The organism is Tissierella sp. (assembly GCF_052089545.1).
Classification (GTDB): Bacteria; Bacillota; Clostridia; order Tissierellales; family Tissierellaceae; genus Tissierella_A.
In genome coordinates, this window is the sequence record NZ_JBQDAA010000021.1 from 1 (window position 1) to 19,967 (window position 19,967).

A 19,967-nucleotide genomic window follows, 5' to 3' on the forward strand; every position below is an offset into this window, starting at 1 on the left:
GCTTTATCTTCTGATTCTGCTTTATCTTCTGATTCTGCTTCTCCTTCCAGAATCTCAAACTCCTGAGCTGATTCGACAATTACACCTTCATCAGTTATCATGGTGTCAGCATATACTCCTACACCTATATTTAAAACCATAAGTGCAGCGATTAAAAATGCAACTAGTTTTTTAAATTGGCTATCCATTTCTCACGCCTCCTTTTTTTAAGTCCTTAATTAAGATTATTCTTAACTTTTCCAAGCAATCCTCCCTTTTGAATTGTGTTGGAATTACAATAATAAGATTAGTATGTTATTTGAATTTAATAAATTGTCTGAATCTTAACTGTGCTATTATATATATATACCGGTCCACATTACAGAACAATTTCCACATTATTACATCTCGATTTCAAAACTAAAAGCCTGGATATATCTGTTGATATATCCAGGCTTACTATTAGCATCTATTTATAGAATATTTATTTTTATTCTCAATCCTAATTTATCATCACGTTTTTCCGAATCAAAGTAATTATTTATTCTGCTAGCTACTGATTCTATGCCTTCTTCTCCTAAGCCATATAAGAGCATTATTACTTGTTTATTGTTCCATGTTGTAACAATATCACCAAATCTAAGTGTTTTGAAAAGAGTATATTCTAGTAGCTGTGCACCTGTATCTATTTGCCTCTCAGTTAATTCTTTATGAGATCTACTTTCTAGTGTGATTATTCCTATACCTATATTTGTATCTTTATTTCTCTCTTTGTTTCTTCTCTCATAATTATACATAAACTTAAAATAATCAAGTCCACAAAACATTACCCCTGTAAAATTAAATGATTTTAACATTTCTTCATCTATTTTATTTAAATCTATATTCTGACTATTACTTTCCTGTTTATTTTTAATTTTTTTATAAATTTCTTTTGTTTCCTTAGAAGGTACTATCTCCAAGTCATTAAATAGTTTCTTAGTAAAAAACTCATAATGTATCAAGGCATAAGAATGTTGATCTAAATTTATAAGTGCCTCCATAAAACTGTGGTGAATAGTTTCCTCATAAGGTTTTATCTTTATAGCTTCTTCACATATGTCTATAATTTCAGTATACATAGAGTTTTCTTTTAGGTAGTCTATGTAATAAGATAAGCCTTTGACATATAATCTATCATACTTACTTCTAGTAGGTATGATCCAATCTTCCCCACCTTCTTCTTCCATAAGTGGTCCTTGGTACAATAATAGAAGTTCTTTGAAGTTTAAACTATCCTGCTTTATGTCCTTTTTTAATCTCATAAAATCTACATCTAATCTTTTTTCAAATTCTATAAAATCAATCATGTAACCTTTCCCTAACTGAAAGATATAATATCCATTTACATAATTTATACTAAAAAAAGGATCTTCATCGGTATCTTTTACCTTAGCATTTTTTCTAAGTCGGCTTATTTGGGTCCTAAGCATATTTAATGGGTTTTTGAAATCTTGATCTATATATAGGTCCTCTATAATGTTTTCTGGCAAAAGTTTTGTATTGTTGTTAATTAAAAAATATTTAAATAATTTAATCAGTCTCTTATGAGATCCTATATCTTCCATTATAGAATAATCATCTACAGTTATATCAAAATTTCCTAGGGTAAATATCTTAATCATATAGTCCTCTCCTCTTACCTCATATGATATATACCCATTATATATTGTTTTTTATCATATATAATTTTCTTAAAATTGTAAATTTGTTATCTGATATAGCATCCAATATGTTTTATTGGTAAAATTTTATTATAAATCTTATGGATCAAATAAAAAAGTCTAGCATCTGCTAGACTTTTTATGTTTATATCTATTCGTTTTGTAACTCTTGTATTAATTTTTCTGCCATATTTGATGGAACTTCATCATATCTTACAAATTCCATAGAAAAACTTCCCCTAGCTTGTGTCATAGACCTTAAGTCTATAGTGTATTCTAATATTTCCGCCTGTGGAACTTCCCCTACTATAAGTTGTGTCCCATCTTCTTGTTGTTCCATACCTAAAACTCTACCCCTACGTTTATTTATATCTCCCATTACATCACCCATGTAATCTTCTGGAACAAGAACATCTAGCTTCATAATAGGTTCAAGTAATATCGGTTTTGCAGCTTCAACACCCTTTTTAAAAGCCATAGAAGCAGCCATCCTAAATGCCATATCGTTTGAATCAACAGGATGATATGATCCATCATACAAAGTTGCCTTTATATTTACAACAGGATATCCTGCAAGTACACCTTTATCTAAAGAGTCTCTAATTCCTTTTTCTACTGCCTGAAAATAATTTCTTGGTACGGAACCACCAAATATCTTTTCTTCAAATATAAACTCTTCATCACAGGGTTCAAATTTCATGTATACATCTCCATATTGACCTGCTCCACCTGATTGTTTTTTGTGTTTACCCTGCACATCAGAAGAATTCTTTATAGTTTCTTTATAAGATGTTTTAGGTGTAGAAAGAACTACATCTACTCCAAAGGCATTTTTAAGTTTATCCTTTATAACAGTCAATTGCATATTCCCTTGACCACCTATAAGCAATTGTTTGGTATCTTTGTTTCTCTCTAAAGTAAAAGTGGGATCCTCTTCCATAAGTCTTTGAAGAGATGTACCTATCTTTTCTTCATCACCTTTAGATTTTGGCTCTACTGCCATAAACAATGTAGGTTCAGGATACTTTAGTGGTCTATAAGTAGTTATATTCTTTTTATCACAGAGAGTATCTCCCGTTTCTGTTTTATTAAGTTTTGAAGTAGCACCTATGTCACCAGGAAGTATTTCACTTACTTCTATTTGTTCCTTCCCTCTTAATACAAATAGACCTCCCAGTCTTTCACTAGTTTCTTTATTAGCATTATAAACTTCTGTATCTTGTGTCAGCTTTCCTGATCCAACTTTAAATAAAGAAAGTTTTCCAACAAATGGGTCTACTATAGTTTTAAATACAATTGCTGAAAATGGTTCCTTAGTATTAACCTTTCTTTGAACTTCTTCATCGTCTTTATCTTTTCCAGCATAAATTTCAACATCTAGCGGAGAAGGGATATATCTATTTATAACACTCAATAAGTAATCTATTCCTATTCGCTTTTCAGCTGATCCTAAAAATACAGGTACAAGCTCTCCATTAGCCATGGAGTCTCTAACACCTTTAGCTATTTCTTCTGTACTAAAGGGTTCCCCTGCAAAATATTTCTCTAATAGTTCATCATCTGTTTCTGCTACCTTTTCCATCATTCCTTCTCTTATATCTTTTATGGCCTCTATTTCATCTTCTCTTAGAGGTATTTCTTTTCTTTGTCCATCTATATATTCGTAAGCTATTTCGTCTCTAACATTTACAATTCCCTTAAACTCTTCATCTTCTCCTACCGATATAGGAAGAGCAAAAGGAAATATTTTGTCACCAAATTTTTCTTTTAATTCATCCATCAATTTATCAAAATCTACATTTTCTTTATCCATTTTATTTAGAAATATAAATCTAGGTCTACCATTATCTTCAAGTAGTTTCCATGCTTTTTCAGTTCCTACTTGTACTCCAGAAGAGGCGTCCACTACAAGAATAGCTCCCTCACTAGCTCTTAGTGCTCCATATGTTTCACCTACAAAATCATAATAACCAGGAGTATCTAGTATATTAATTTTTTTATCATTCCATTCTACTGGTATCAAAGAAGTCCCTATTGAAATACCTCTATCAATTTCTTCTTTACCAAAGTCTGAAATCGTATTCCCTTCTTCAGTATCTCCCTGTCTTTTAATAATTCCAGCTGTAAAGAGTATTGCTTCGGTTAATGTGGTTTTACCACTTCCACCATGTCCTACAAAAGCCACATTTCTAATGTCTTGTGCCTGATAAGTTTTCATTATGCATTTCCCCCTTAACAAATGTATTTATTTTTTTAATTTAAAGTTTTAAACTTTGATAACTAATATATAACTATATACCCAAAATTTTCTGAATATTACTATATTTAGATTATATCATGAAATATATCTTTATCATAGAACTTTTCCTATATATATTTATTGTATTATTCTTGTAGAAGTTTTATAATAAATATAAACATCTACAGATAAGAATTTTAAATTAAAGATACCTCTATATTTTATATATAAAATATAGAGGTATCTTTTTTAATTAGCCCATCTTTATCTACTAATTTAAAAGTTATTACATGAAAAGTTTCTTTTAAATCCTTTTCTAAATTAAAATATATATATTTATTTTCTTTATCCAATTTTATTTTATAATCTATACCATCAATTATTATCTTTGAATTTTCTAAATCAATATCTTTAATATTGGTCATTTTAAGATTAGCCTTAAACTCTAAGCTATTAATCTGTTCTCCAAAATTTATATTACTACAGATTTCTATAATAGATTCAATCCTTTTTTCTCTTAATTTTTCAACTTTATCCATTACTCTAAATATATTTTTGTACTTTATCTTTTCAATCTCTTTATAGCTATATCCTCTTTTTTCCAATTCATTTATTATTTTTCCTATTTGAGATGCATCTTTTAGGTCTTTAATCATACTAGCTCCATCAAAATCAGAACCTATTGCCACATAATCTATCCCTATTAAATCTACTATATAGTCTATATGATCAACATAATCTTTTACATAGACATCCTCTTTATCACTTATAAAACCTGGATACAAAACTACTCCTATTACTCCACTCTTTTCTTTTAATGCTAAGAGCTGTTCATCTTTTAAGTTTCTACCATGTTTTTTTAAGTTATAAGCTCCTGAATGAGATGCTATTATAGGAGATGTGGAAGTATCTATAACATCCCAAAAAGTTCCCTCATCTAAATGAGACACGTCTATTATCATTCCAAGATTATTCATTTTTTTTATTACTTCTTTTCCAAGGCTTGTAAGTCCTCCGGATGAAGGTGATCTATCTAAATCATCATATTTTCTATATACCCCTTCTCCTAATTCATTGGAATAGTTCCATGTAAGACTCATTGCCCTAACACCTAAGTCATAGTATTGGTTTAAAAGTTCGATAGCATTTTCCTTTACTAAGCTATATCCACCTTCTATAGTAGAAACAGCTGCAATCTTTCCTTCCTTTATAGTCTTTAAAATTCCCTCTAAAGAATAAGCTATCTTTAAATCATTACAATTCATCTTTTCAGTATGGTAAAGTGCATTTATCATAGAAAGTGTTCTGCTTATATCTTTTTTATGGTTATTAAAGTATCCTGGAGTATAGGCAGCAAAAAAGGGAACATTTAGTCCCCCTTTTTTTAACTTCCTTATATCTATATGGTTGTCTAAATTTTTACCTAAATCCCACATAGGTAAAAAGGTATCTTTATCTATCATTTTTAACATAGTATCGTTGTGGCAATCAACTATTATATCTTTTTTCATACTAAGCCCACCTTTATTTAAGTCTTATCATTATAGTATTCCTCAGTATCTACAGGTAGACCTTTTTTATCTAATCTATCTTCAATTATATCTTTTATTATAGAATAAAATAGTACAAATAATGGTACTCCTATTATCAGACCTATAAAGCCTAGTAGTTTTCCAGCAACTAGTAGGGAAAACATTATCCAAAAAGCTGATATACCAAGTGAGTCTCCAAGTATCTTGGGTCCTATAATATTTCCATCAATTTGCTGGATTATAACTACAAGCACTAAAAACCATAGAGCTTTTACAGGAGAAACAAACATTATTATAAAAAATGATGGAATAGCTCCTATAAAAGGACCAAAAAACGGTATAATATTAGTAACTGCTATTATAAAGGAAATCAATAGTACATAAGGCATTTTAGTAACAGTAAGTATTCCAAATGTTAATGCTCCTATTATAATTGAATCTAAGATTTTTCCACTCAAAAACTTTCCAAATATACTGTCTGTTCTCATTCCTATTTTAATCATAAATTTAGCATGTTTTTCAGAAAATGCTCCAAATAGTACCTTTCTAATAAGTGCAATAAACTTCTCCTTATCTACAAGTAAATATATTGAAACTATAACTCCTAAAACTATATTCCATATACTTGATAGGATAGACTTGGTTAAATTTCCTAGCTTAGGTATAAGATCTGTTGCAAATTTTATAATATAATCCTCAAATTCACCCCATTTGTCTAAAACAATCTTATAATATTCATCATTTATATAGAAATTTTCACTATACTCTATCACTTTATTGCTTATATCTATTACATAGTTTGGAATATCATTTACAAGCCCCATTATAGATTCTATAAGTTGTGGTAAAATAAAGTTAAGAAATAAGAAAAGAAGCAAAAATACTGTAGAATAAGTTAGAACTATACCTAGTATTCTATCTCTTTTTTTATGTTTCTTTACAAATATATTTCCTAATATATATGCTTCATAAAATTCTAATATAAAATTAAATATATAAGCCATTATAAAACCTATTATGATAGGAGAAAATATACTTAAATATCTATTTACCTGTATTTTAAAAAGATTTACCTCAGATGCAATAACATAAAATACTATGCTTAAAAATGTTACTAATAAAGCATATACAGCTATGGTATTATACCTTTCATTCCATTTAACTTTCATCATTCAATCCTCATTTCTTAGAAATAAATTTATTATTCTTTATAAGAAATCTATATAAATAATCTTTACTCTTTGCATAGTCTATATTTATCCTTGGTGTTTTTATTATTTCATCTTCCGGTATAGTTTCTGCATCTTCTAGCCAAATTCTCTCATCACTATCTAAGTCTGCTCCATAAAACTCATCTTTTGTAATCCCATAACTCATAACAAGTTTAGCAGGTCCATTAGTAAGATTTATAATTTCTCTTTTCTTAGGATCTATATATTTTTTCTTATATCTATTTTCATACATCCATTGGATTCCTTCTATAGGTTCTACTCCTCTAAGAAGGACTCCCCCTAAAACATTTTCCTTTTCTGCTACAACATTCATACATTGATATATGCCATATATATTATATATATAAAGATGTCCTCCTGATTCTTTAATTACTCGTGTTCTATCTGTAAGCCCTTTATGAAAATGAGCCGCATCATCATTATCACCAGTATAGGCTTCTGTTTCTACGATTCTCCCTTTATAGACCTTACCATTCTTATTTAAAACTAAAATTTTTCCAAGAAGTTCTTTTGCTACAATCTTTGTATTTCTGGTAAAAAATTCTCTTTTTAATCTCATTTCTTCCTCCTAATCACTTTTTTATTCCATATGACTAGTATCTCCCTCTACTATAAATTCTATTTTCTCTTCATTAACTTTACAAATATTTAAAGCTGTTCCTACATGAATAGGTATATTAGGAAGTTCTTCTAGTGGTATCTTTTTAATAATAGATATTAAAATTTTTATTGTTACACCATGACATACTATAAGTACTTCTTCTCCACCTTTTTCTATTATGGTCCTAAGAGAGTCTTCTACTCTTTTAAACATATTTTCAAATGACTCACTCCCTTCAATAGGTTTATATAAGTGCGGTGCATTTTTATAGGTGTTATACTCATCTCCATATTTTTCTTCTATATCTTCTATTTTCATTCCTTGCCACTTACCAAACCCAATCTCTTTTAAACCATCTAATTTTATTATATCCATACTTCGATCTCTTTTCATTATATTAGCAGTTTCAAATGCCCTTTTTTGCGGGCTTGAATATATATGATCAAAATCTATATCTTCCAATCTTTTAGATAGTCTTTTAGCATCAGATATACCCTTTTGAGTTAGATTAGAATTATTCCAACCTTGAAGTCTTCTTTCTGCATTCCATTCAGTTTGTCCATGTCTTATAATATATAGTTTCAAATTATCAGCTCCTATTTATCATTATCTATTATTATAGCATAAGATATTGCCATTTATTATATTTTAGATTTATTTTATAGTTTAAGGGTATTATTTATTAAAGATTGATTTTAAAAGGAGTGTTCTTATGAATATTATAGATGTATTAGATAAAGGATATGTAAGGCTTGTAGATACCTTAGGTTCCGATTTGACTATTGCAAATGCAGCAAGGGTATCTTATGCTAAAGAATCAAAAAGTTTAACTGATAGAGATATTAGACTGATAAAGTTTTTAGCAAGAGAAGATCATACTTCTCCTTTTAGGCATGCTATGCTTCAGTTCGAAGTATATGCACCTCTCATGGTTGCACGTCAATGGTGGAAGTATATAGTTGGTTCATCGCATCAAGAAGGGATTGGTGATTCACTAAATGCTTGGAACGAATCAAGTAGAAGGTATATTACTGAGCAAGCTGAATTTTATATACCACAAAAAGATGAATGGAGAAGTATCCCTGAAAACTCTAAGCAGGGCAGTGGACCATGTATAGATTGGGAATTAGGCAAAGAATATACTAAAAAGCTTATGGATTATGCTGATGATGGTCTAAAACTGTATAATCAAGCTATGCAAGACAATATATGTGCTGAACAGGCAAGACTCTTCTTACCTGCTTATGGCCTTTATGTAAGATGGTATTGGACTGCTTCTCTTCAATCTGTTGCTCATTTTATACAGCAGAGAATTGAAAAAGATGCTCAAAAGGAGATACAAGAATATGCAAAAGCAATACTTGAACTTTCTAAAGCTGCTTATCCTGTATCATTAGAATCTCTTTTTGATTAAATAAGCAGATTTGGGTATATATTTAGTATACTAGTATTTAAGGAGTGATAAATTTGACTGAATTAAAAGATAAGAAATGTGTACCTTGTAGTGAAGGTGCCCCGACTTTAGAGCCAGAAGAAGTAAAAAATTTTTTAAAAGATTTAGAAGAGGGTTGGGAGGTAAAAGACGATAATAGATTTATAGAAAAAACCTATAAATTTAAAAACTTTAAAGAAGCCTTGGATTTTACAAATAAAATAGGTGCTATTGCAGAAGAAGAAGGACATCACCCTGATATTTTCCTTTCTTGGGGAAAGGTAGTTGTAAATCTATGGACACACAAAATAAATGGTCTTCATGAAAACGACTTTATAATGGCTTCGAAAATAGACAATATATAAAAGAGATATAAGTTATTAATACTATACCTCTAAAGCATATGCTTTAGAGGTATGATTATATATTATTTACAAGTTTCCAAGAGTTGCTACCATAACAGCTTTTATAGTATGCATTCTATTTTCTGCCTGATCAAAGACTATAGAATATTCGCTCTCAAATACCTCTTCTGTTACTTCCATAGATTTAAGTCCATAATCCTCATATATCTTTTTGCCAACTTCAGTTTCAGTATTATGAAATGCAGGTAAACAGTGCATAAATTTAACATCTTTTTTAGCTTTTTTTATCATATCCATATTTACTGCATATGGTTTTAAAAGCTTTATTCTATCTTCAAACTCATCTTCTTCTCCCATGGAAACCCATACATCTGTATATATTATATGAGAATCCTTAACCCCTTCTTCTATATCTTCTGTTATGGTAATTTTACCATCTGTTTCTTTTATTATCTTTTCAGCTTCATTAACTATATCCTCTTCTGGAAAAAGCTTTTTAGGAGAAACTATGGCAATATCCATTCCCATTTTAGCAGCTCCTATTAATAAAGAATTTGCCATATTATTTCTTCCATCTCCTACATAGGAAAGCTTTATACCTTTAAGAGTTCCTTTCACTTCTTTTATAGTCATAAGATCTGCTAAGATTTGCGTAGGATGATATTTGTCTGTAAGTCCATTCCACACTGGTACCCCTGAATATTTAGATAAAACTTCTGCAGTTTCATGTTCAAAGCCTCTAAATTCTATCCCATCAAATATTCTTCCAAGTACTCTAGCAGTATCTTTTACCGTTTCTTTTTTCCCTAATTGTATATCATTTTTCCCTAAAAATTCAGGGTATGCTCCCTCATCTCTTGCAGCTACAACAAATGAACATCTAGTTCTTGTTGAATTTTTTTCAAATATTAAAGCTATATTTTTTCCTTCCAAGTTTTTTGACTCTTTACCACTTTGTTTTGACTTTTTTAATTCACTTGATAAATTTAAAAGATAGTTTATTTCCTCTGGTGTAAAATCCAATAGTTTTAAAAAGCTTTTTCCTTTCAAGTTTATATCCATATATATCCTCCTTAAATCTATACTGTTTCTAGTGATTTTTCTAAAATAGAAATTGCTCCATCTATCTCTTCTTTTGTAATTATTAAAGGTGGGACAAATCTTATGACATTTTCACCTGCACCTACTAAAAGTAATCCATTTTCCATAGTATTTTTTATTATCTTTTTAGGATCTATATCTACTTCTATACCCTGCATAAGTCCTTTTCCTCTAACATCTTTTATAATCTTATACTTTTTCTTTAATTCTTCTAATTTCTCTTTTAGATAATCTCCACTTTCTTGTGCATTTTTTAATACTCCACCATTTAAAAGCCTATACAATATATGATTTCCAGCACTAGTAGCTATTGGATTTCCACCAAAAGTCGAGGCATGGTCTCCAGGTTTAAAGCTAAGAGCAAACTTCTCTTTTGCCATCATGGCTCCTATAGGAACTCCTCCGCCTAGTCCCTTTGCTAGTGCTATTATATCTGGTGATATTCCGTAGTTTTCATATGCAAATAGTTTACCAGTTCTACCTATTCCTGTTTGAACTTCGTCAAATATAAGTGCTATATCACTTTCAGTACAAAGTTTTCTAACTTTTTTCAAATATTCTTTATTTATAGGTATTACTCCGCCTTCTCCTTGTATAACCTCTAGAATTATTCCACATGTATTTTCACTTACTAGATTCTTTAAGGACTCAAAATCATTATATATTGCATATTTTATATCAGGTATGAGTGGTCCAAAGCCTTCCTGATATTTTTGCTGACCCGTTGCAGTTAATGCTCCAAGACTTCTTCCATGAAATGAATTTTTCATACTTATTATTTCTGTTGCTTTTTCTCCCTTGTTTTTACATCCATGTTTACGAGCTAATTTTATAGATGCCTCCATAGCTTCTGTACCACTATTGCAGAAAAACACCTTATCAAATTGACTGTTTTCAACTAATGTTTCTGCAAGCAGAACTGCTGGCTTGGTTATATAAAGGTTTGAACTGTGATGAATTTTTTCAAATTGTTTTTGTATAGCTTCTATATATTGTTCATCGGAATATCCAAGTACATTTACTGCTATCCCAGCTACACAATCTATATATTTTTTACCCTCAATATCCCAAACATAGACACCTTTTCCTTTTTCCAATTGGATCTGAAATGAATTATATGTGTTCATTATATATTTATTGCTTTTTTCAATTATTTTTTGATTTTTCATAGTTTCCTCCCTTTACAAACATAGTTCCTATACCTTCATCAGTAAATATTTCAAGTATCATACTGTGTTTCATTCTTCCATCTATTATATGAACTTGTTTAGTACCATTTTCTACTGCCTTTACACAACATTCTACTTTTGGAATCATCCCCCCTGATATTATTCCTTTTTCAATGTTTTCTTTTGCACCTTTTAAATCCATCAAAGATATAAGAGTTTTTTCATCATTTACGTCTTTCATTACACCTTTAGTATCAGTTATAAATATAAGCTTTTGAGCATTTAATCTACTTGAGATCTCAGATGCTGCATAGTCCGCATTTATATTGTAAGTATCAAAATTTTCATCTTTAGCCACTGGAGATATAACAGGTATAAAATCTTTTTCAAGAAGGGTTTTTATTAGTGATGTATCTACAGATTTTATATCCCCTACAAATCCCAAATCTCCATTTTTTATTTCTTTCTTTTTAGCTGTTAAAATATTTCCATCTTTACCGCTTACTCCTGCAGATTTTATACCGTGGGCTTCTATACTATTTACTATTTTTTTATTTACTCCTCCTGATAATACCATCTCTACTATTTCCATTGTTTCACTATCTGTAACCCTAAGTCCATCTATAAAATCACTATACTTACCTAATTTATCAAGAGTTTCCTTTATAAATGGCCCGCCTCCATGAACTATAACAATATTTATTCCTAATAGTTTAAATAATACTATATCTTTTATTAAAAGTTTGTTTATGTCTTCATCCACCATTGCACTACCACCGTATTTTATTACAAATGTTTTACCTGAAAACTTTTTTATATAGGGTATAGCTTCTATAAGGGTATTTGCTTTTTTTAATATCTCATCCATTTTTTCACCTCTTTTAACTTCTATAACTTCCATTTATTTTTACATAATCATAACTTAAGTCGCATCCCCAAGCAGTAGCACTTTCTGTTCCTTCTCCTAAGGAAATATTTACTTTTATTTCTTTCATTTTCAAAATTTCAAGAGCTTTTTCTTCACTGAAGACTAAAGGAATACCGTCTTTCATAAGATCTATTTTATTCTCTTTATTTTCTATATTTATGCTAAACTTTTCTAAACTAAAATCAATCTCTGTATATCCAAGAGCGCAAACTATCCTTCCCCAATTTGCATCTTCTCCAAAAAATGCTGTTTTAACTAAACTAGAACTTATAACTGATTTAGCAAATTCTCTAGCATCCTTTTTAGTCTTGGCTCCTTTTATATTTACTTCTATAAATTTCCCAGCCCCTTCTCCATCTTTTATTATTTGTTTGGCTAAAGATAGGTTTATATAGTCAAAAGCTTCTTTAAATTTATAATAATTTTCATCTTTTATATTTATCTCTTTATTTCCTGCCATTTTATTTGCTAAAACTATTAAACTATCATTTGTACTTGTATCGCCATCTACCGATATCATATTATAGGAATCCTTAGTACTTTCTTTTAATAGCTCATCTAAAAGCTTATGAGATATATTTATATCTGTTGTTATATAGGCTAGCATAGTTCCCATGTTTGGATGGATCATGCCTGATCCTTTAGCTATACCTGCTATAGTTACTTTTTTACCTTCTATTTCTATTTCTACAGATGCTTTCTTTTGAAAGGTATCTGTAGTCATTATGGCATTTGCCACATTGTTACTATCTTCTATAGTATTTCCAAGTTTCTTATAATTTTCTTTTATTGATTTTGTTATTTTATCAATCGGTAGTGGACTTCCTATAACGCCAGTAGATGAGACTAATACTCTATCTTTATCTAGTTTAAGAACTTCTCTTACAGTCTCCACCATAGTTTTAGCATCTTCTAAACCTTTTTTCCCAGTACAGGCATTTGCATTACCACTATTTATCACTATAGCTTGAATAAGATTTGTATTTTTTAATATCTCTATATCTAAAAGTATTGGAGCTGCTTTTACTGTATTTTTAGTAAAAACTGCCGCACAATTGGCTGGAACTTCACTATATATAAGAGACATATCATCCTTTTTTCTTCTTATTCCTCCAAAAAAACCTGCTGCTTTAAATCCCTTTGGTGTTGTAATACCAGCATCTATAATTTTCATATCTACACCCCTTTTTTTATATTGGAAACATGGACACATCTTCTAGTCCTCTGTTTTCTTTTAACCCAAACATTATATTCATATTTTGAATAGCCTGACCTGCAGAGCCCTTTATCATGTTATCTATAGCGCCAACTACTATAAGCCTATTTGTTCTTGCATCTACCTTAAACCCTATATCACAAAAATTTGAACCCTTAACCCATTTTGTCTGAGGAAATATATTTTCTTTTGTAAGTCTTATAAAATATTCTCCACTATAATATTTTTCATATATTTTTTTTATATCTCTATAATTTAGCTTTTCTTTTAAATTTACATAGGAAGTAGTTAATATCCCTCTGTTCATTGGAATTAAATGTGGAGTAAAGTTGACTAAACTTCCAAGCTGTTCTTCTATTTCAGGTGTATGTCTATGACTTCCTATGCTATATGCTTTTATACTTTCATTGCATTCAGTAAAGTGACTACCTAGATTTAAGGATCTACCTGCACCCGTAACACCTGACTTGGCGTCTATTATTATATTGTTTTTTTCTATCATATCTTCTCCTAGTAAAGGCATAAGAGAAAGTATACTAGCAGTTGGATAGCAGCCTGGATTTGCTACTAGTCTAGCTTCTTTTATGTCTTTTCTATTTTTTTCACATAGTCCATAAACACTCTTTTCTAAACGTTCTGGAGAACCATGTTCTGTCTTGTACCAGCTTTCATATACTTTTTTATCTTTTAATCTATAATCTGCACTTAAATCTATTACTTTTGCTTTTTCAAGAATAGATTTATTTATTTGATTAGAAACTAATCCATGAGGAAGAGCCATAAATATTAGATCAACCTCTTCAGCTATTTTTTCTAAATCTTTAGTCGTGCACACTTCTGTAAATACATCCCTATAATTTTCATAAATAGAACTATAACTTTCCCCCTCATAAGTTTTTGATGTAATATATTTTAATTCTACTTCAGGATTATTTATTAATAGTCTAATAATCTCAGTCCCTACATATCCAGTTGAACCTACTACTGCTACTTTTATCAATTTTCTTCCTCCTTTTAGATATCACAGTTTCACATCACAAATCGATTTATAAAATACTTAAATCGGATTAGATCATAAAGAAATCCCTCCAATCTCTATTAAGAGACGAAGGGATTCGCGGTACCACTCTAATTGAAATAGATAAACTATTTCCACTCAACTTTGTAACGACATTTAGCCGACAATCTTTATGGCTTCTCTTCGATATAGTTTCATTTGCTAGACTCACACTCTACTCTAACTCGCTTTAAACTTCCCTATATTTACTCTTCCAATCACCAGATCTTATTATATTTAGTTTTAAAAGTCTTTTAGTACATCTTTTAAATCTATATCTCCTATTTCCTTTAAGCTATAGCCAATTCTTACTATTTTTTTATTTGTAGATATTACTCTTTGAATATCTATCGGTGTGCCAGATATAACTAAATCACAAGCAACACTATTTACTATTTCTTCTAATTCTTTTACTTGTTTATCTCCGTATCCCATTGCTGGTAGTATAAGTTCTATATGGTTATATTTTTCATATGTTTCCTTTATACTTCCTATAGCATATGGCTTAGCGTCAACAATTTCTTTAGCGCCATATTTTTTAGCTGCAACCATCCCAGCTCCATATTTCATTCCACCATGAGTAAGTGTAGGTCCATCTTCTATAACTAAAACCTTTTTACCTTTTATTTCTTCTGGATCAGAAAGAGATATTGGAGATTCTGCTTCTATAACTTTTGCATCTTTATTGTATTTAGCTATATTTTTCTTTACTATATCTATTTCTTCTTCTCTAGCAGAATCTATCTTATTTATAACTATTACATCAGCCATCTTAAGATTTGTTTCTCCAGGATGATAAGTAATTTCTTGGCCTGGTCTTAAAGGATCTACTAAGACTATATTTAAATCTGATTTATAAAATGAAAAGTCATTATTTCCTCCATCCCAAATAATTATATCTGCTTCTTTTTCTGCCTTTTCTAGAATTTTTTCATAATCTACACCAGAGTAAACTATTATTCCATTGTCTATATGTGGTTCATATTCTTCTCTTTCCTCTATTGTACATTCATGCTTATCTAAATCCTCATATGATTCAAATCTTTGACAAATTTGTTTTTTTAAGTCACCATATGGCATAGGATGACGAATAGCTACTACTTTTTTACCCATATTCTTAAGAACTTGGGATACTTTTCTAGTTGTTTGACTTTTCCCTACTCCAGTTCTTACAGCACAAATTGATATAAGCGGTTTTGTAGATTTTATACTTGTATTTTCAGGGCCCATAAGTCTAAAGTCTGCCCCCATACTTAGGATAGTAGATGCTTTGTGCATAAGATCTTCATGAGAAATATCGCTCTATGCAAATATGACTTGTTTGATATCTTTTTCTTTTATTAGTTTTTCTAAATCATCTTCTGTATAAATATCAATTCCATCCGGGTAAAGTTCCCCTGTTAATTCTTTTGGATATTTTCTTCCATCTATATTTGGTATTTGCGCCGCAGTAAAACCTAGTACATTATATTTTTCATTATTTCTAAAATAAGTATTAAATACATGAAAATCTCTTCCAGCTGCTCCCATTATAAGTACATTTATCTTTTCCATAAATCTTCCTCCTTTTTTTATCGCTTACAATTTTAAATTATCGTTTCAAGCTAATACTTGTAATTTTATACTGTTTACGCAGTTTCGCATCACAATTTTATTCACTCCCTAAAGGTCGTGTAAAATTATCCTAGCGGAAACCCCTATCATAAACTTACATTAAGGTTGGGAGCTCATTGCGTTTGACCTACAACCTTTTTTTACTCCGTAGGACTCAATTTGGGAGTGCCCCAGGGTGCCATCCATTTGCAAAATTCACAAATGGGGTTAGGTCATAAAAAAATCCCTTCAATCTCTAGACAGAGACGAAGGGATTCGCGGTACCACTCTAATTGAAATAGATAAACTACTTCCACTTAACTTTTTAACGACATTTAGCCGACAATCTTCATGGGTTCTCTTCAATATAGCTTCATTTGTTAGACTCACACTCTACTCTAACTCGCTTTAAACTAGACTATATTTACTCTTCCAATCATTAGATTCTATATTTTCTGAATTTATTAATTATTGTTTATATTGTATTAATTAATGATTATATATTAAATAAATAAAATATGCAAGGATTATTTTATTTATTTTTAATTATTTTTTATAAAATTTTAGTATAACATCTTTTTTATCTATTTACATATACATTAATATAAGTGTACTAAGAGGTGATTATTTGACTAAAAAAAGATTTATATATGGATCTTTTATAATGATATTTATGAATATATTTACTAGATTTTTCGGTTTTACTTATGAAATACTCCTATCTAAAATCCTTGGTGCTAAAGCAATGGGTATCTTTCAAATGTCTATATCAGTAGTAATGTTTTTTTTAGTATTTACTATTTCTGGTATACCAACTTCTGTTACAAAACTTGTAGCTGAAGAATCTTCTTTAAAAAATAAAAATAATGTTGAAAAAATATTTAAAACTGCCTTAAAGTTTAATTTTTTTATGTCTTTAATTCTAAGCCTTATTCTTTTTATATTTGCAAAAGCTATAGCAATTCATGTTTTTAAAGATGAATCTATGATAAGAGCTGTATATCTTCTAATACCTCCTATAATTATTATATCTTGTAGTAATATAGTTAGATCTTATTTTTATGGAAGAAAAAACATGCTCACTCCAAGTGTAGCACAAACTATAGAACATTTTTCTAGATTTATAATAGTTATAGGACTTCTTTATATATTAAAGCCTATAAATCCCTTTTATGGCACACTCATAGCTATTATGGGAATAAGTATAGGAGAGTTTTTCGATCTTTTATGGTCTTTGTACTCAAAAAAAAGATTGTATAAGCAAAAAATAAAATCTAATCCTGGTGATTGGAGTGGTTTTACAACAATATCTAAATTTTTAATATTTGCAGGCCCTTTAACTATTTCAGGAGTTTTTAATGTTAGTTTAAGTTTTCTAAATTCTTTACTTATACCTTCTAGGCTTATGTATGCAGGATATACTAGTAATCTTGCAATGGAAACATTTGGTAGGATAATGGGTATGGTTATGCCATTAATTCAGCTACCTTTCGTAGTTACATCTGCACTGGTAGTAGGTCTCATTCCAAGTTTATCCCAACAAATTATGATGAAAAAACATAAAAATATAGAAGAGGATATTTCAATCTCAATTAAAGCCACTCTTCTTATCTCTATACCTTTAACTATTATATTCCTATTTTTTCATAAATCTATATCTCTAAATTTATATGGAGATATACTTGTAGGCCCTTATATAAAGATTTTAGCACTAGGAACACCACTCATAGCACTTCAACATTTATTTTCTGGAATACTTGCTGGTATCAATCTAGAAAAAAGTTCTACTATAAATAGAATGATAGGTATGAGCATTAGAGTAATTCTTATATATATTTTAGTAGGAAATCCTAACTATGAAATAAATGGATTTTTTATTAGTTTTTTTGTATCTAGTCTAATCATTCTTTCATTCGACATCTTTAGCTTAAGAAGTCGAATAAAACTTAAATTAGATTATGTAGATATACTTATTAAACCTATAATAGCGTCTTTATTTATGATATTTTATATACATATTACAACAGGAAACCTAGAAAACTTAAGTTTAATAGGTTTGCCCAACCTTTTATTTAGTATTTTAATATCCTTTTTATCATATATTTTTATCTTAGTTATAACAAATGCATTGCCTAAAGATTTTTTTATTAAAATCTTTCCATTTAAAAGATAAATAATTCAAATTATTTATCTTTTAAATTTTTAAATTATTCTACATGATCACTTCATATACACGACTTCTAGCTTTTTTCCTATCAGATCTTTACGTATTGTATTTTCTATACACTAGCCGTTTTTATTATAGATATAATTGCTTTCTTTCACAAATATAGGATATGTTGTCGATTTTAGATTTGTCGTAGTTTGTCCTCTTTTATTTATATTAATATATTTTTACTATATAAGACTTTTAAAATTTATTATATGGATGCATTTTTTTTAAAAGTCCTATATAATATAGTTTGAAAGGTATGTGAATTTATGGATGTTTATGAAGTTCTAAAAACTTATTTTGGATATGATAATTTTAAAAGTGGTCAAGAAAAAATAGTAAAGGGTATCTTAAATGGCAAAGATGCTCTTGGAATAATGCCTACAGGAGGCGGTAAATCTCTATGCTATCAACTTCCTGCAATGCTTTTAGATGGAGTCACTCTTGTTATTTCACCCCTTATATCACTTATGAAAGATCAAGTTGATAGTCTAGAAGAAATGGGTATCTCTTCTACTTTTATAAATAGTACTTTAGATGAAGATATCTTACAAAAAAGAGTTCGTGATATAAAAGACTTAAAATATAAAATCATATATATTGCACCTGAAAGATTAAATAATTATTCTTTTATGAATTTGATTAGAAGCATTAATATATCTATGGTAGCAATAGATGAAGCCCATTGTATTAGTCAGTGGGGCCACGACTTTAGGCCTAGCTATAGATATATACCAGAGTTTATAAACTCTTTAAATAAAAGACCTATAGTTAGTGCTTTTACTGCAACTGCAACAAAAGAAGTAATAGATGAAATTAAAAGTTTAATAAAATTTAATAATCTGGTCGAATCTATAATAGGTTTTGATCGCCCTAATCTTTTTTATGAAGTTAAAAAAATAAGTAATAAATCAGATTTTATAGCTAATTTTGTCAAAACAACTTATCCGGATAAGTCTGGAATTATATATTGTTCGACTAGGAAAGCTGTCGAAAGTTTAGCTAATAAATTAAAAAATTCAGATTTTAATGCTGTCCCCTATCATGGTGGTATGGATTCAGAAACTAGAAATAAAGCTCAGGAAGATTTTATATATAATAAAACTCAAATAATAGTAGCTACAAATGCCTTTGGTATGGGAATAGATAAGCCTGATGTTAGGTTTGTAATACACTATAACATGCCCCAAAACATGGAAAGTTACTATCAGGAAGCTGGAAGAGCAGGTCGTGATGGTGAAAATAGTCACTGCATACTTCTTTATTCACCGGCTGACATTGTTAAGCAAAAACTCCTTATACAAGTTAATCCGACATCTCCTGAAAGGGAAAATTTGCTCTATAAGAATTTACAATATCTTGTAGATTATTGTCACACAAATGATTGTCTAAGAAACGACATTTTAAAATATTTTGGCGAAAATCCTAGATTCGAAAATTGTAATAATTGTGGAAATTGTCTAGACAATTCTGAAATGGTAGATATAACTTTGGAGGCACAAAAAATAATTTCTTGTGTATATAGGGCAGATGAAAAATTTGGAACTGGATTAATAATTGACGTTTTAAGAGGTTCAAAAAATAAAAGAGTCTTACAATTTAACTTAG

At 29.5% G+C, this 19,967-nt stretch carries 18 protein-coding genes and 2 other annotated features; of the genes, 4 read left to right on the forward strand and 14 right to left on the reverse strand.

All coding sequences use genetic code 11. The features are described 5' to 3' along the window. The 7 genes from ACTHW2_RS03095 to ACTHW2_RS03125 form a co-directional block, all read right to left on the reverse strand. The coding region (locus tag ACTHW2_RS03095) for a hypothetical protein (protein ID WP_442262266.1) at nt 1-188 on the reverse strand (188 nt) is incomplete at its 3' end. A 264-nt stretch (nt 189-452) separates the two neighbouring features. Next, nucleotides 453-1,643 (reverse strand): bacterial transcriptional activator domain-containing protein, encoded by a 1,191-nt coding sequence (locus ACTHW2_RS03100; protein WP_442262267.1) that lies wholly within the window; start codon nt 1,641-1,643, stop codon nt 453-455. 190 nt (nt 1,644-1,833) lie between these two features. After that, nucleotides 1,834-3,900: an elongation factor G gene (gene fusA, locus ACTHW2_RS03105; RefSeq protein ID WP_442262268.1), complete on the reverse strand. Its 2,067-nt coding sequence runs from the start codon at nt 3,898-3,900 to the stop codon at nt 1,834-1,836. A 242-nt stretch (nt 3,901-4,142) separates the two neighbouring features. Next, nucleotides 4,143-5,432 carry a dipeptidase gene (locus ACTHW2_RS03110; RefSeq protein ID WP_442262269.1) on the reverse strand — a complete coding sequence of 430 codons (1,290 nt, stop codon included), beginning with the start codon at nt 5,430-5,432 and terminating at the stop codon, nt 4,143-4,145. A 17-nt stretch (nt 5,433-5,449) separates the two neighbouring features. After that, the gene (locus ACTHW2_RS03115; protein ID WP_442262270.1) at nt 5,450-6,622 is read right to left on the reverse strand and encodes an AI-2E family transporter; all 1,173 of its coding nucleotides are present in this window, start codon (nt 6,620-6,622) and stop codon (nt 5,450-5,452) included. Between the two features lie 10 nt (nt 6,623-6,632). Next, the gene (locus tag ACTHW2_RS03120; protein WP_442262271.1) at nt 6,633-7,244 is read right to left on the reverse strand and encodes a DNA-3-methyladenine glycosylase; all 612 of its coding nucleotides are present in this window, start codon (nt 7,242-7,244) and stop codon (nt 6,633-6,635) included. 21 nt (nt 7,245-7,265) lie between these two features. Next, complete coding sequence (locus ACTHW2_RS03125) at nt 7,266-7,871, reverse strand: histidine phosphatase family protein (protein WP_442262272.1); 606 nt, start codon at nt 7,869-7,871, stop codon at nt 7,266-7,268. Between the two features lie 127 nt (nt 7,872-7,998). On the opposite strand from ACTHW2_RS03125, the gene thyX reads away from it, so the two are divergent. Both thyX and ACTHW2_RS03135 read left to right on the forward strand, forming a co-directional pair. After that, on the forward strand, nt 7,999-8,700 hold the full coding sequence (gene thyX, locus ACTHW2_RS03130; RefSeq protein ID WP_442262273.1) for an FAD-dependent thymidylate synthase: 702 nt from the start codon (nt 7,999-8,001) through the stop codon (nt 8,698-8,700). 53 nt (nt 8,701-8,753) lie between these two features. Next, nucleotides 8,754-9,083: a 4a-hydroxytetrahydrobiopterin dehydratase gene (locus ACTHW2_RS03135; protein WP_442262274.1), complete on the forward strand. Its 330-nt coding sequence runs from the start codon at nt 8,754-8,756 to the stop codon at nt 9,081-9,083. A gap of 66 nt (nt 9,084-9,149) precedes the next feature. Here ACTHW2_RS03135 and argF read toward each other — a convergent pair whose 3' ends face one another. The 7 genes from argF to ACTHW2_RS03170 all read right to left on the reverse strand — a co-directional run bounded on the left by argF (nt 9,150) and on the right by ACTHW2_RS03170 (nt 16,108). Continuing rightward, entirely contained in the window at nt 9,150-10,145 is a 996-nt protein-coding gene (gene argF, locus ACTHW2_RS03140) for an ornithine carbamoyltransferase (protein ID WP_442262275.1), read from the reverse strand. 17 nt (nt 10,146-10,162) lie between these two features. After that, on the reverse strand, nt 10,163-11,353 hold the full coding sequence (locus ACTHW2_RS03145; RefSeq protein ID WP_442262276.1) for an aspartate aminotransferase family protein: 1,191 nt from the start codon (nt 11,351-11,353) through the stop codon (nt 10,163-10,165). Next, nucleotides 11,331-12,254, reverse strand: coding sequence for an acetylglutamate kinase (argB, locus tag ACTHW2_RS03150; RefSeq protein WP_442262277.1), 924 nt, complete (start codon nt 12,252-12,254; stop codon nt 11,331-11,333). Before argB ends, ACTHW2_RS03145 begins: the two co-directional genes overlap by 23 nt. Next, the gene (argJ, locus tag ACTHW2_RS03155; RefSeq protein WP_442262278.1) at nt 12,235-13,455 is read right to left on the reverse strand and encodes a bifunctional ornithine acetyltransferase/N-acetylglutamate synthase; all 1,221 of its coding nucleotides are present in this window, start codon (nt 13,453-13,455) and stop codon (nt 12,235-12,237) included. The genes argB and argJ overlap by 20 nt, the downstream gene beginning before the upstream one ends. Nucleotides 13,456-13,471: 16 nt before the next feature. After that, on the reverse strand, nt 13,472-14,497 hold the full coding sequence (argC, locus tag ACTHW2_RS03160; RefSeq protein WP_442262279.1) for an N-acetyl-gamma-glutamyl-phosphate reductase: 1,026 nt from the start codon (nt 14,495-14,497) through the stop codon (nt 13,472-13,474). Nucleotides 14,498-14,595: 98 nt separating this feature from the next. Further along, nucleotides 14,596-14,785 (reverse strand) — a binding site (T-box leader). Nucleotides 14,786-14,797: 12 nt separating this feature from the next. Next, complete coding sequence (locus tag ACTHW2_RS03165) at nt 14,798-15,832, reverse strand: GTP-binding protein (protein WP_442262280.1); 1,035 nt, start codon at nt 15,830-15,832, stop codon at nt 14,798-14,800. A 24-nt stretch (nt 15,833-15,856) separates the two neighbouring features. Beyond that, on the reverse strand, nt 15,857-16,108 hold the full coding sequence (locus ACTHW2_RS03170) for a hypothetical protein (RefSeq protein WP_442262281.1): 252 nt from the start codon (nt 16,106-16,108) through the stop codon (nt 15,857-15,859). Between the two features lie 298 nt (nt 16,109-16,406). Continuing rightward, nucleotides 16,407-16,596 (reverse strand) — a binding site (T-box leader). A gap of 179 nt (nt 16,597-16,775) precedes the next feature. On the opposite strand from ACTHW2_RS03170, the gene ACTHW2_RS03175 reads away from it, so the two are divergent. Together ACTHW2_RS03175 and ACTHW2_RS03180 are read left to right on the forward strand one after the other, a co-directional pair. Beyond that, nucleotides 16,776-18,320, forward strand: a complete 1,545-nt coding sequence (locus tag ACTHW2_RS03175) for an oligosaccharide flippase family protein (RefSeq protein WP_442262282.1) — start codon at nt 16,776-16,778, stop codon at nt 18,318-18,320. Nucleotides 18,321-18,628: 308 nt separating this feature from the next. Continuing rightward, nucleotides 18,629-19,967 (forward strand): RecQ family ATP-dependent DNA helicase (locus tag ACTHW2_RS03180; RefSeq protein ID WP_442262283.1); only part of this gene is annotated, 1,339 nt, incomplete at its 3' end.